The sequence below is a fragment of the Xanthomonas sp. NCPPB 3200 genome, from assembly GCF_056393585.1.
Map to the genome: position 1 here is coordinate 4,123,813 of NZ_CM150785.1, position 11,783 is coordinate 4,135,595.

Consider the following 11,783-nt stretch of genomic DNA (forward strand, 5'->3'; position numbering starts at 1 on the left):
TCACCACAGCAGCGCCGCGCACAGCGCGATGCATGCCGCCAGCACCACGATCCCGGCGATCACGCCGCGAAACACCCACTCGCCTTCGCGACGCAACTGCTCGTCCATCCAGCGCTGCGCTTCTTCGCGCCAGGCGGTGGAACGCGCGTACTCGGCGTCCAGCAACAGCAGCCGCACACGCGACAGGCCAAGTTTGGCGCATTCGCTGCGGCAGCGCTCGCTGAAACCATCCTCGCCGGTGGCGACCTGTGCGCCCAGCGGCAACTGCAGTTCGAGTTCATGCCTGGACATAACGGGGGCGCTCCTGATCAAGCTCGTGTTCCAGCGCCATCCGCGCCAGTTGGGTGTAGTTGGCGCGCGGGCCCTGGCCGCGGCCGGTGAGCATTCCCTGGTAATCCAGGTCCTGCCAGACCCGCCCCGTCCACTCGACGCAATCCTCGGCGATCACCAGCATCAGCGAGTAGCGGTACTCAAGTCCGTTGGCGGCGGTGTAGGCGTAGACCGGCGGGAACTGCACCGCCACATCGCCCTGGCGCGCCAGCGCGGCCAGGTGTTCGCGCAAGGCATCGCGCGGCGAGGCTCCCGGTTCCATCCGCAGCGCGCGGGTCGCCAGATCCAGATCCACATCGCTTTGCAGGGCGACGAAGGCGGCGGCCCCGGTGGACGGGTTATGACCGTGCTGCTTCGCCCAGTCGATGAACTGCAGGCGCACGTCCGACGGCAGGTGTGCCGGCGCCGAAGAGGCTGACTTTGTGCGGAAAGAGTGGGTGTCCATGCTGGCGATCTTCCTGGCTGCGCCGTGAAGCGCAGGCGCAGGCGCGGTGAACCCGCCGTCATGGCGCCAGCGCTGCGGATTAACCGCGTGGCAATGGCCGGCCAGCCCTTGCGTGGCAAGCGTTGCCGGCACGCAGACGCGCCCCCACACTGCAAGGACGCCCGGTACGTCCACGTACCTTCCGCTTGGAGACTTTCCATGAAACGTTCCAGCCTTTGCGGCGCCAGCCTGTTGCTGGCAGGACTGCTCGCGGCAACCGGCGCGCAGGCACGTGTACGCAACGTCACCGACCCGCAGGCGCCACGCGCGCTGACCGGCGATGGCAAGGTCGATGTGCGCTGGACCGACCCGGCGCAGTTTTCCGAAGTGCGCTTCAGCGGCAACCGCTGGGAAGCGCAGCGTGGCGACTGGGTGACCCAGCTGGCGACCTATTTCCAGCAGAGCGCCGCGCGCAAGCTGCCCGACGGCCAGCGCCTGAGCGTGACCATCACCGACATCCGCCGCGCCGGCCAGTACGAGCCCTGGCACGGGCCGCGCATGCAGGACGTGCGCATCGTCAAGGACATCTACCCGCCGCGCCTGAGCTTCAACTACACGCTGACCGGCGCTGATGGTCAGGTGATCGACCAGGGCGAACGCAAGCTGGTGGATTCGGCGTTTCTGATGAGCGGCCCGCGTCTGACCGACAGCGATCCGCTGCGCTTCGAAAAAGCGATGATCGACGACTGGGTGCGCAAGCAGTTCCGCGGCGACCGGAGTACCGCCGGGCTGTAAGCAGCCGCTTCAAGCCTCTCCCGTCGGCAGAGGGGTTGGGGCGAGGGCACGGAGCGAAGCCAACGCGTTGTTCCAAGTGCATGTGGCTTCGCACGTCCCCTCATCCGCCCCTTCGGGGCACCTTCTCCCGATGGGAGAAGTGACACCTCACCGCGTGACTCCCTCGCCCACTGTCGCCTCACCCACATACGTCCGCGGCACGCGCTTGAGTCCACACAGCAGTTGATATGCGCTGACATTGCACTGCGTTGCCAGCGGACTGACGCGCGGCGCATCTCCCCACAGCTGCACTGACGCACCGATGTCGGCCTGCGGGTGCTCGGTGAGATCCACGGTCAGCATGTCCATCGACACACGCCCGATCAGCGGGCAGACCTGGCCATCCACCAGCACCGGGGTGCCGTTGGGAGCGAACTGCGGATAGCCGTCGGCATAGCCGGCCGCCACCACGCCGACGCGGGTGGGACGCTCGGCGACGAAGCGGGCGCCGTACCCCACCGGCTCGCCGGCCGGCAGCTCGCGCACGGAGATGATGCGCGAGCGCAGCGTCATCACCGGGCGCAGTTGCGCGGTGGTGTCGGTGTCCTGCGGGAACGGGTTTGCGCCATACAGCATCAGCCCCGGACGCGACCAATCGTTGCGCAGCGCCGGCCAGCCGAGCAGGCCGGGCGAATTGCGCAGGCTGGTCTCGGCCTGCATGCCGCCTGCGGTGAGTGCGAACGCCACCGCCTGCTCGTCGGTGCGGCTGCACTCCAGCTCATCGGCGCGCGCCAGATGGGTCATCAGCACCAGCGAGGCGATCTGCGGCAGCCCGCGCAGACGCAACCACGCCGCACGAAAGTCTTCCGGCGACAGGCCCAGCCGGTGCATGCCGCTGTCCAGCTTCAGCCAAACCCGCAACGGACGCGGGCTCTGGAACTCGGCCAGCGCGCGCACCTGCTGCGGCGTGGCCACCACCGTCCACAGATCATGCTCGGCAATCAGGCGCAGTTCGTCGTGTTCGAAGAACCCTTCCAGTAGCAGGATCGGCGCACGGATGCCGGCCTGACGCAGCTCCAGCGCTTCTTCGATGCAGGCCACCGCAAAGCCGTCGGCCTCGCCGTCCAGCGCCTGCGCGCAGCGCACCGCGCCGTGGCCGTAGGCATCGGCCTTGACCACCGCCAGGGCCTTGCTGCCGCCCAGGCGCTTGGCCAGGCGGTAGTTGTGACGCAATGCGTCCAGGTCGATCAACGCTTGCGCAGGACGCACTATGCGGCCTCCTGCTGCGCACGGGCGCTGCGTGGCGACAGGTAACGGAAGATGTCCAGGCCTTCGCTATCGATGTCGGGCGTGCGGCCCTGCATCAGGTCGGCCAGATAGCGGCCCGAGCCGCAGGCCATGGTCCAGCCCAGGGTGCCGTGGCCGGTATTGAGGAACAGGTTGGCATACGGCGTGGCGCCGACCACCGGCGTGCCGTCCGGCGTGGCCGGGCGCAGGCCGGTCCAGAACTCGGCCTGGGCCAGATCGCCGGCGCCGGGGAACAGGTCGTTGACCACCATCTCCAGCGTGGCGCGGCGGCGCGGATTCAACGACAGGTCGAAGCCGGCCACCTCGGCCATGCCGCCGACGCGGATACGGTCGTCGAAGCGGGTCAACGCGATCTTGTAGCTCTCGTCCAGCACCGTGGAGGTCGGCGCGCGCGCGGCATCCACGATCGGGATGGTCAGCGAATAGCCCTTGAGCGGATACACCGGCAGGTGCAGGCCGAGCGAGAGCAGCAGGTCGGCCGAATAGCTGCCCAGCGCCAGCACGTAGCGGTCGGCGGTCTCGATGCGGCCATCGATCTGCACGCCGGTGACGCGCCCGCCTGCGTGCTGCAGATGCTCGATCTGCTGCCCGTAGCGGAACTCCACCCCCGCCTGCGCGGCCAGTTCGGCCAGGCGCTGGGTGAACAGCCGGCAGTCGCCGGTCTGGTCCTCGGGCAGGCGCAGGGCGCCGGCCATCTGCGCGCCACCGCCGGCCAGGCCCGGTTCGAACTGGGCGATCTGCGCCGGGGTCAGCAGCTCGTAGGGCACGCCGTACTGGGCCAGCACCTCGATGTCCTGCGCGGCGGCATCCAGTTGCTGCTGGGTGCGGAACAGCTGGGTGGTACCGAGCTGGCGGCCCTCGAACTCGATGCCGGTGCTGGCACGCAATGCATTCAGGCAATCGCGGCTGTAGTCGGACATGCGCACCATGCGCGCCTTGTTCACTGCATAGCGCTCGGCGGTGCAGTTGCGCAGCATCTGGCTGAGCCAGGCCAGCTGACGCAGGTCGCGGGTGGGCCGGATCGACAGCGGTGCATGCTGCTCGAACAGCCACTTCACCGCCTTGCCGGGCACGCCGGGCGCGGCCCACGGCGAGGTGTAGCCGAACGACAGCTGGCCGGCGTTGGCGTAGCTGGTTTCCAGCGCCGCCGCCGGCTGGCGGTCGACCACGGTGACCTCGCAACCGGCCTGCGCCAGATACCAGGCCGTGGTGGTGCCGATGACGCCACTACCGAGAATGAGCACCCGCATGTCGTTCTCCTGGAAAGGGTATTCCCCCACAACCAGGCGCCGAGGGGGACAGTTAGACGCAGTATATTGCGAGCCAGGCAGTGCCATTTCTGGAATCGGCCCGCCCTGGCAGTGAATCCTCCTGTCAAACCCTGCAGAGACAGACCTGATGACGACCCGCACCCGCGAGCTGGACAAGATCGACCGCAAGATTCTGCGCATCCTGCAGCAGGAGGGGCGGATTTCCTTTACCGAACTGGGCGAGCGGGTGGGCCTGTCGACCACGCCCTGCACCGAGCGCGTGCGCCGGCTGGAGCGCGATGGCGCCATCACCGGCTACTACGCGCGGCTGGACCCGCACTATCTCAAGGCCAGCCTGCTGGTGTTCGTGGAAATCAGTCTGGCCTACAAGTCCGGCGACATCTTCGAGGAGTTCCGGCGCGCCGCGCTCAAGCTGCCCAACGTGCTGGAATGCCATCTGGTCTCGGGCGATTTCGACTACCTGCTCAAGGCGCGCATCAGCGAGATGGCCTCCTACCGCAAGCTGCTCGGCAGCACCTTGCTGACCATGCCGCATGTGCGCGAATCCAAGAGCTACATCGTGATGGAAGAGGTCAAGGAGACCCTGGCGTTGCCGATCGAGGGCTGAGATTTGGGATTCGGGAGTCGGGATTGGTAACGGCGCGGGTCAGCGCACCACGCGCATGCCGTCACCGGCCGGGACCGCGTCGTAATAGCGCCCGGTCTTGGTATCCAGCACGCGGTTGGCGCCGGCCGGCTGCATGCCCTGCAGCAAGCGGCCATTGCGGTCGTAGACCATCGGCGCACTGGCCGGCGCAACCTGGCTGCCGGCCGGCGCCACCGGCGTCTGGGCCGGGCCACGGGTCGGGATGGTGGGCGCGGACGGGCGCTGGCCGAGCTGCGATGGCACCGGAGCCGTAGCCGGCGCGGGCTGCACCGCGCGCGGCGCGGTCAGCGTGGGCTGGGCGGGCGTCGGGCTGGTGATCGGCTGCAGGGTATTGGACGAGCGTGTGCTGGTGGCCGATTGCGCCGCCGCAGCGCCGGCGGCAGCCAGCAGGCCGCACAGCAGCAGGCCGCGCGTTGAAGAAAGGATCGCCATGACGGACACCGTGCTTGATCGAGGAGTATTCACTGGATGGGGGCGCCGGCGTGCTGCGGCAATGCATCGGGCCGGCTATGGCCTGAACGCGTTCGCGAGATGAGCGCCGCGCGAAAGGCACTTCCCGCTCCCATCGGGACGATGTGGCGCGCAGTGCCGGATGGGGGTGCGTGAAGCCTGGCAATCAGTACTGCGTCGTGGCTTCGCCGCCGTAACCTCCCCCCAACTCCCACTCCGCGCCCCGGCCTGCGCCAGCGGCGCCTGGTCCCGGCACGCTTGAACCACGCCGACAGCGCCCACATCACGGGTGCAGGCGCGGCACCCTGCCAGCGCGCGCATGCGAGAACCCCATGAGCCAGTTCGATCTGACCCCTCCCTCCCCCGCCCAACGCGACGCCCTGATCGCCGGGCTCAGCGACGAGGAACAGCGCGTGCTGCTGCACCATGGCACCGAAGCGCCGTTCTGCGGGGTGTTCCTGGACAACAAGCTCGACGGCGTCTACACCTGCCGCCTGTGCGGGTTGCCGTTGTTCCGCTCCAGCGCCAAGTTCGAATCCGGCACCGGCTGGCCGAGCTTCTTTGCCCCGTACGACACCGCCCATGTGCGCGAAATCCGTGACACCAGCTACGGCATGATCCGCACCGAGATCGTCTGTGCGCGCTGCGACAGCCACCTGGGCCACGTGTTCCCCGACGGCCCGCCGCCGACCGGTGAACGCCACTGCCTGAACTCGGTCTCGCTGGGCTTTACCGAAAACGGCCAGGCCCTGCCCAACCCCTTGCAGCGCGAAGGCGCCGAGACGCAACCGGCCTGAGCCGACACATGCATCCGGCCCGGAGGGATTCCGTGCCGGATGCATGCCTGCAACACCTGCGCCTACTGGCAGGCGCTGCCGCATCGCCGACGCAATGCAGCGACCCCGACAAGGCGTCGAACCGCCATTGCGACCATGCGCGATTCACCTAAGCAGTGCTACGTCACGACGAGCGTTGCAGAGATTGCTTGCAGTGGGTATCCGCGCCGCAAAGCCCTTCAATCAAGGGCTGGAACGGCCTGAGCGCACCTGGCGCAAGTAACGACAGCGCCACAACCTGCCGCGTGAAGATGCGATCGACCAAGCGATCGTTCAGTTACACCGCACACCTTCACGCCGTGCGCTTCAAGAATCCGCCGCGCAAGCCGAAACAACAGCAACCCTGTTTGCTTTTGGCTGCGCCATGCTCATCATCATCGGCTTCATCGTCGTCATCGTCAGTGTCCTCGGCGGCTATGTGCTGTCGCACGGCAAGCTGGGCGCGCTCTGGCAGCCGTACGAGCTGATGATCATCGGTGGCGCGGCGTTCGGTGCGTTTCTGGTCAGCACGCCCGGCAAGATCGTCAAGGAGACCTTCAGCAGCATCCTGGGCGTGTTCAAGGGCCCGCAGTACAAGTCCGACGACTACAAGGACACGCTGAGCCTGATCTACGAGCTGCTCAACAAGGCGCGCCGCGATGGCTTCATGGCGCTGGAAGATCACGTCGAAAAACCGCAGGACAGCACCATCTTCGGCAACTACCCCAAGGTGGTCGCCGACCATCACCTGCTGGACTTCATCACCGACTGCCTGCGCCTGATGATCGGCAGCAACATCGAGCCGCACGAGCTGGAGCCGCTGCTCGAGCTGGAGCTGGAAAAACATCACCACGAAGCGCTGGCGCCCTCGCATGCGCTGAGCAAGGTGTCCGACGGCCTGCCCGGCTTCGGCATCGTGGCCGCCGTGCTCGGCATCGTGATCACCATGGGCTCGATCGGCGGGCCGATCGAGGAGATCGGCCACCACGTCGGCGCCGCCCTGGTAGGCACCTTCCTGGGCATTTTGCTGGCCTATGGCTTTGTCGCACCGCTGGCCGCGGCGATGGAAGCGCGCGCCGAGCAGGACGGGCGCATGTACGAGGCGGTCAAGACCGCGCTGCTGGCCTGCCTGCGTGGCTACAACCCGAAGATTGCGCTGGAATTTGCGCGCAAGACGCTGCCCTCCAACGTGCGTCCGAGCTTTGCGGATTTCGAAACGCACCTGAAGACGATCAAGTAGGACCGCGGTCATGGCCGAGGGCAAATCCACCGTCGTCATCCGACGGGTCAAGAAGGTGCAGGGCGGCGGCCATCATGGCGGCGCCTGGAAGGTGGCGTTTGCCGACTTCGTGACCGCGATGATGGCGTTCTTCCTGGTGCTGTGGCTGATGGCCGCCACCACCAAGGAGCAGCGCGCGGCGATCTCGGAATACTTCCGCAATCCCAGCCCGTTGTCGGGCAAGTCACCGGCCCCCTCGCCGGGCATGAACGGCCCTGGTGGCGCCAGCACCTCGATGATCAAGCTCGGCGGCACCGCCGACATGGCCAAGGGGCAGAAGGACGAGATGGGCCGCAAGCGCGACAACGCTGCCGACACCAACGAGGACAGCCGCGCCAGGGACAAAAAGCGCCTGGAAGCGCTGATGCAGGACCTGAAAGAGGCCATCGACAAGAGCCAGGCGCTGGAGCCGTTCAAGGACCAGTTGCTGCTCGACCTCACCCCGGACGGCCTGCGCATCCAGATCGTGGACAAGCAGAACCGGCCGATGTTCGACATGGGCCGCGACCAGCTCAAGCCGTACACCGTGGCAATCCTGCGCGAGCTGTCCAGCTTCATCAACCAGGTGCCCAACCACATCAGCATCACCGGCCACACCGACACCACCGCCTACAGCAGCGATACCGGTTACACCAACTGGGAACTCAGCGCCGACCGCGCCAACGCCGCGCGCCGTGCGCTGGTGGGCGGCGGCATGGACGATGCCAAGGTCACCCGCGTGGTGGGGCTGTCCTCGTCGGTGCTGTTCGACAAGACCGACCCGCAGAACCCGATCAACCGCCGCATCAGCATCGTGGTGATGACCCAGGATGCCGAACAGGCCGCGCTGGCCGGCGCCGGCCAGGGCATTGCGCTGGGCAAGCCCACCCACGATGCCGACACCCATGTGCCGGATCTGAGTGCCGCAGCAACCGCCACCACGGCGGTGGGGACCCCGGCCGCGCTGCCTGCGGCAGGACCCAGCGCTGCTGCGCCGGCGGGCGGACCTGCGGCTGCGGCCAGCGCCACATCGCCCCCTGCAGCGCCTCCGGCCACCAGCGCTGCGCCGGCGGCACCGCGCGTCTCCACGCGCAGCCAGGTGGCTTCGGCCACCGCACTGGCCAAGGCTGCCGAAGCCGCCGTGGCCGCACCGCGCACTGCGGTCAGCGAAGTACCCGCGCGGCGCTGACGGCGGCTGCGGGAACTTGGCCTGAGGTTGCCTGGCGGTTTTTGGCATTCTTGGCGGTTGCTGGCTGCGGCTACAGCTACGGCAGACGGCAGACGGCAGACGGCACGTTGTCGTGCATGTCGAATCCGATGTGCATGCCGAACTTGATGCGCATGTCGGATCTGGTCGCCCTGCGGGCTGCTTGTCGGGCTTGTCGGGCTTTTAGAGCTTGTCGTCCTGAATGCCGATCCTGACCGGAAATCGCGCGTTGGCGCTCCGACAGACCCGCGGTGCCAGCCGCTGCAGCCTGTCCGGCATATCGGCGTCAGCGGCCTTCGCAACGCCGGAAGCGCCGACAGCAGCATCCCCCGGCGCGGCCGGCGTTCATCGGCCTGGCGGCGGCACCCGAGCCGGGTCACGCGCAAGCGCCTAGAATGGTCGGCCATTCCCAGCGTCGAGAACACCGTGTCCCGCAATTCCAAGGCCAAGCGCGACAAGCGCAAGAAGTCCCAACCCAAGCGCCCGATCGTCCGTCTGGGCCAGGCGCCGCAGATCGCCAACCATGCCGTGCTGCAGGATGCCGACGGCCGCGTGGTCGCTGCGATCGGCTTGCAAAACGGCAGCGAATGGCTGCTGTCGATCGGCGGCCAGACCATGGGCAGCGCCGACAACCCGGTGCCGATGCTGGCCATGCTCAAGCACCTGGCCAATCTGCAGGAGAAGGAAGGCAAGACCATCTCGCTGGAATACTCCACCCAGCTGCAGCAGATGATCGACGACCTGGCCGCCGAAGACGGCAAGACCGCCGAGGAATACCTGACCACGCTGGTGTCCGAGTTCGAGAACAGCGACGCTGAAGGCGACGACGGCGAAGCCGAAGCCGCAGACGCCGAGGCAGGCGATGCCCCGGCAGATGCCGATGCGGACACCGATGCCGATGCTGATGCCAGCGCCGAAGACGCCGCTGCCGACACCGCAGGCGACGCGTCGCAGGACGACGCCGACGACGCAACCGACGGCGGCAAGAAGAAGAAGGGCAAGAAGGCCTAAGGGCCTGCCCGTGGCCGTCTACGTCGACGATGCGGTGCATCCGTGGCGCGAGCAGCGCTGGGCGCACCTGCTCGGCGATACGCTGGACGAGCTGCATGCAATGGCGGCGCGGCTGGGCATTCCCCGCCGCGCCTTCCAGAACAAACTCAGCGGCGCGCACTACGATGTGTCCGCAACGCTACGCGCCGAAGCGATCGCGCTCGGTGCCATTGCGATCTCCCGTCACACCGACCGCGCCCTGCTCAAGGCCTTGATCGCCAACGCGCGTGCACAGGCGCGCGGCGAGGTGCCTTGAGGCGGGGATTGGGGAGTCGGGATTGGGGATTCGCAACCGCAGTGGCCGCAACCTGATTGGCGGCGCGCCGTTGTAGGAGCGCGCCTGAGCGCGAGGAGCCGTCACGGTAATGCCCGATCGCGCGCAGGCACGCTCCTACGCGGCAAGCGCTGGGCCGTTTATGCGTCCTGGCCTGGAGGCCTGCAACTTCCAGCACCCATGATGACGGCATCCCCTCCGCACCATAACGGCACGCCGTTGTAGGAGCGCGCCTGCGCGCGAGGAGCCGTCGCGGTAACGCCCCGATCGCGCGCGGGCACGCTCCTACGCGGCAAGCGCTGGCCCGTTCATGCGTCCTGGCTTGGAGGCCTGCAATGTCCAGCACCCATGATGACGGCATCCCTCTGCACATGACGGCACGCCGTTGTAGGAGCGCGCCTGAGCGCGAGGAGCTGTCCCGGTAATGCCCGATCGCGCGCAGGCACGCTCCTACGTGGCAAGCGCTGGCCCGTGTAAGCCTCCTGGTAAAGAGGCCTGCAACTTCACGACCGGCGGCATCCCCTCCGCACCATAACGGCACGCTGTTGTAGGAGCGCGCCCGAGCGCGAGGAGCCGTCCCGGTAACGCCCGTCGCGCGCAGGCACGCTCCTACGTCGCAATCGCTGGGCCGTGTAAGCCTCCTGGTAAAGAGGCCTGCAACTTCACGACCGGCGGCATCCCTCTGCACATGACGGCACGCCGTTGTAGGAGCGCGCCCGAGCGCGAGGAGCCGTCCCGGTAACGCCCGTCGCGCGCAAGCACGCTCCTACGTGGCAATCGCCGGGCTGTGGACCATGCCTGCGCGGCAGACCCTAGTGGCCACCAGGCGATTGGCATGCTGCTGCGGCAGCACGCACCACCGCGGCTCGACACAACCACACCCACACATCGTTCCTGCGAATCCCGAATCCGGAATCCCCCAACCCCCATCCCCAATCCCGGCCCCGCCTCAGAACGCTTCGTTCCCCAGCCGCACTTCCACCCCCAACAGCGAGGTCAGCGCCAGCATGGCGTCGTCGTCGCGGCTGAGCGCGATCCAGCCGGCATAGGCGTCGCCGCCGGTGTTCCAGTTCCACAGCGAGTAGCCGTGCTCGCGCAGACGATCGAAGGCCACCGCCATCAGGTCGGGCACACTCAGATCGCTGGAAAACTCCTCGTCATCCAGGTCGCCGCCCCAGTCGATGCGCAGGTTCCAGCGCGCGCTGAGTTCGTCGATGGCGGCAATGAACGCGTCGGTGTCCTTCCAGTCCACGAAAAAGCCCGAGCGCCAGTCGATCGCATCCTTCAAGGCCCACAACCAGGCATCGTCGCCCTCGTCGTCGTCCAGGTCGGCCTGCGCCTCGCGCCAAGTATCGAACTGGCCCAGGGCGGTGTCTTCGTCGCCGGGATTGATCAGCACCAGCAGATTCCACACCCGCGCCGGGTGGTCGTCGACATCGTCTTCGTCGCCTTCGGGCTGCAGGCCTTCCTCGTCTTCGTAATCGGCGCTGTTATCGGGCATGGCGGTCTGGTTCCAGGAGTGCAGGCGTGAAGTGTGAGGCCTGGCGGGGCGCAAGCAAACCGCCCGGCGCGTGCGCAGGCAGCGCCGGGGCTGATCTTCGCGGCGCGGGCCCGTATCCTGTGCGGCCGAAGACGGCCATCCCGGCCGCCATGACGCCTTTCCCATGAGCGATACCCCTCCCGATCATCTGGCCATCGATGCACGCAGCCCGTTCCACAATGCCGATGCGCTCAGCCGCGGCGTCGGCGTGCGCTTCAACGGTGTCGAACGCGACAACGTGGAGGAGTATTCGGTCAGCGAAGGCTGGATCAAGGTGCAGGTCGGCAAGGCCCGCGACCGTCGCGGCAACCCGATGACGATGAAGATCAAGGGTGAGGTGGTGGCCTACTTCCTGGACACCAAGGGCGACGCCAAGCCTGCTGCCGAATAAGAGCGGCTGACACCACCACGTCACGCCGGGCTACTGCAGGCCGGC

The 11,783-nt window shown here is 67.5% G+C and carries 14 protein-coding genes; 8 read left to right on the plus strand and 6 right to left on the minus strand.

Annotation, left to right across the window (positions count from 1 at the left end; all coding sequences use genetic code 11):
• Both AC06DU_RS17680 and AC06DU_RS17685 read right to left on the minus strand, forming a co-directional pair.
• Positions 1-291, minus strand: a complete 291-nt coding sequence (locus AC06DU_RS17680) for a hypothetical protein (RefSeq protein WP_016903448.1) — start codon at positions 289-291, stop codon at positions 1-3.
• Positions 278-724 (minus strand): hypothetical protein, encoded by a 447-nt coding sequence (locus tag AC06DU_RS17685; protein ID WP_046346071.1) that lies wholly within the window; start codon positions 722-724, stop codon positions 278-280. Before AC06DU_RS17685 ends, AC06DU_RS17680 begins: the two co-directional genes overlap by 14 nt.
• A gap of 249 nt (positions 725-973) precedes the next feature.
• Here AC06DU_RS17685 and AC06DU_RS17690 point away from each other — a divergent pair, with 249 nt between their 5' ends.
• Entirely contained in the window at positions 974-1,549 is a 576-nt protein-coding gene (locus AC06DU_RS17690) for a DUF3016 domain-containing protein (protein ID WP_024940281.1), read from the plus strand.
• A 147-nt stretch (positions 1,550-1,696) separates the two neighbouring features.
• Here the strand turns inward: AC06DU_RS17690 and alr are convergent, their stop codons facing one another.
• Together alr and AC06DU_RS17700 are read right to left on the minus strand one after the other, a co-directional pair.
• Positions 1,697-2,797, minus strand: a complete 1,101-nt coding sequence (gene alr / locus AC06DU_RS17695) for an alanine racemase (RefSeq protein ID WP_184433371.1) — start codon at positions 2,795-2,797, stop codon at positions 1,697-1,699.
• Complete coding sequence (locus tag AC06DU_RS17700) at positions 2,797-4,086, minus strand: D-amino acid dehydrogenase (RefSeq protein WP_039525213.1); 1,290 nt, start codon at positions 4,084-4,086, stop codon at positions 2,797-2,799. Before AC06DU_RS17700 ends, alr begins: the two co-directional genes overlap by 1 nt.
• A 148-nt stretch (positions 4,087-4,234) precedes the next feature.
• Here AC06DU_RS17700 and AC06DU_RS17705 point away from each other — a divergent pair, with 148 nt between their 5' ends.
• On the plus strand, positions 4,235-4,714 hold the full coding sequence (locus AC06DU_RS17705; protein WP_024940284.1) for an Lrp/AsnC ligand binding domain-containing protein: 480 nt from the start codon (positions 4,235-4,237) through the stop codon (positions 4,712-4,714).
• 39 nt (positions 4,715-4,753) lie between these two features.
• Here the strand turns inward: AC06DU_RS17705 and AC06DU_RS17710 are convergent, their stop codons facing one another.
• A complete protein-coding gene (locus tag AC06DU_RS17710; protein WP_102580606.1) occupies positions 4,754-5,185 on the minus strand; it encodes a hypothetical protein in 432 nt (143 codons plus the stop codon).
• 350 nt (positions 5,186-5,535) lie between these two features.
• On the opposite strand from AC06DU_RS17710, the gene msrB reads away from it, so the two are divergent.
• The 5 genes from msrB (at position 5,536) to AC06DU_RS17735 (ending at position 9,789) form a co-directional block, all read left to right on the plus strand.
• Entirely contained in the window at positions 5,536-6,000 is a 465-nt protein-coding gene (gene msrB, locus AC06DU_RS17715) for a peptide-methionine (R)-S-oxide reductase MsrB (RefSeq protein WP_102583545.1), read from the plus strand.
• Between the two features lie 403 nt (positions 6,001-6,403).
• The gene (gene motA, locus AC06DU_RS17720) at positions 6,404-7,258 is read left to right on the plus strand and encodes a flagellar motor stator protein MotA (protein ID WP_024940287.1); all 855 of its coding nucleotides are present in this window, start codon (positions 6,404-6,406) and stop codon (positions 7,256-7,258) included.
• A gap of 10 nt (positions 7,259-7,268) precedes the next feature.
• Positions 7,269-8,465, plus strand: coding sequence for a flagellar motor protein MotB (gene motB / locus AC06DU_RS17725; RefSeq protein ID WP_478202925.1), 1,197 nt, complete (start codon positions 7,269-7,271; stop codon positions 8,463-8,465).
• 444 nt (positions 8,466-8,909) lie between these two features.
• A complete protein-coding gene (locus AC06DU_RS17730) occupies positions 8,910-9,494 on the plus strand; it encodes a hypothetical protein (RefSeq protein ID WP_104567930.1) in 585 nt (194 codons plus the stop codon).
• Between the two features lie 10 nt (positions 9,495-9,504).
• Positions 9,505-9,789: a DUF4031 domain-containing protein gene (locus AC06DU_RS17735; protein WP_016900892.1), complete on the plus strand. Its 285-nt coding sequence runs from the start codon at positions 9,505-9,507 to the stop codon at positions 9,787-9,789.
• A gap of 967 nt (positions 9,790-10,756) precedes the next feature.
• Here the strand turns inward: AC06DU_RS17735 and AC06DU_RS17740 are convergent.
• Positions 10,757-11,308, minus strand: coding sequence for a DUF6630 family protein (locus AC06DU_RS17740; RefSeq protein WP_039518749.1), 552 nt, complete (start codon positions 11,306-11,308; stop codon positions 10,757-10,759).
• Positions 11,309-11,471: 163 nt separating this feature from the next.
• On the opposite strand from AC06DU_RS17740, the gene AC06DU_RS17745 reads away from it, so the two are divergent.
• Positions 11,472-11,738, plus strand: a complete 267-nt coding sequence (locus AC06DU_RS17745) for a DUF3297 family protein (RefSeq protein WP_024940706.1) — start codon at positions 11,472-11,474, stop codon at positions 11,736-11,738.
• Positions 11,739-11,783 lie beyond the last annotated feature (45 nt).

What these genes read in the sequence shown, in the direction of transcription:
- motB (WP_478202925.1), top strand. Translation starts at nt 7,269, where the DNA reads ATGGCCGAGGGCAAATCCACCGTCGTCATCCGACGGGTCAAGAAGGTG.
- AC06DU_RS17740 (WP_039518749.1), bottom strand. Translation starts at nt 11,308, where the DNA reads ATGCCCGATAACAGCGCCGATTACGAAGACGAGGAAGGCCTGCAGCCC.
- AC06DU_RS17745 (WP_024940706.1), top strand. Translation starts at nt 11,472, where the DNA reads ATGAGCGATACCCCTCCCGATCATCTGGCCATCGATGCACGCAGCCCG.
- AC06DU_RS17705 (WP_024940284.1), top strand. Translation starts at nt 4,235, where the DNA reads ATGACGACCCGCACCCGCGAGCTGGACAAGATCGACCGCAAGATTCTG.
- AC06DU_RS17690 (WP_024940281.1), top strand. Translation starts at nt 974, where the DNA reads ATGAAACGTTCCAGCCTTTGCGGCGCCAGCCTGTTGCTGGCAGGACTG.
- AC06DU_RS17680 (WP_016903448.1), bottom strand. Translation starts at nt 291, where the DNA reads ATGTCCAGGCATGAACTCGAACTGCAGTTGCCGCTGGGCGCACAGGTC.
- AC06DU_RS17710 (WP_102580606.1), bottom strand. Translation starts at nt 5,185, where the DNA reads ATGGCGATCCTTTCTTCAACGCGCGGCCTGCTGCTGTGCGGCCTGCTG.
- AC06DU_RS17700 (WP_039525213.1), bottom strand. Translation starts at nt 4,086, where the DNA reads ATGCGGGTGCTCATTCTCGGTAGTGGCGTCATCGGCACCACCACGGCC.
- motA (WP_024940287.1), top strand. Translation starts at nt 6,404, where the DNA reads ATGCTCATCATCATCGGCTTCATCGTCGTCATCGTCAGTGTCCTCGGC.
- msrB (WP_102583545.1), top strand. Translation starts at nt 5,536, where the DNA reads ATGAGCCAGTTCGATCTGACCCCTCCCTCCCCCGCCCAACGCGACGCC.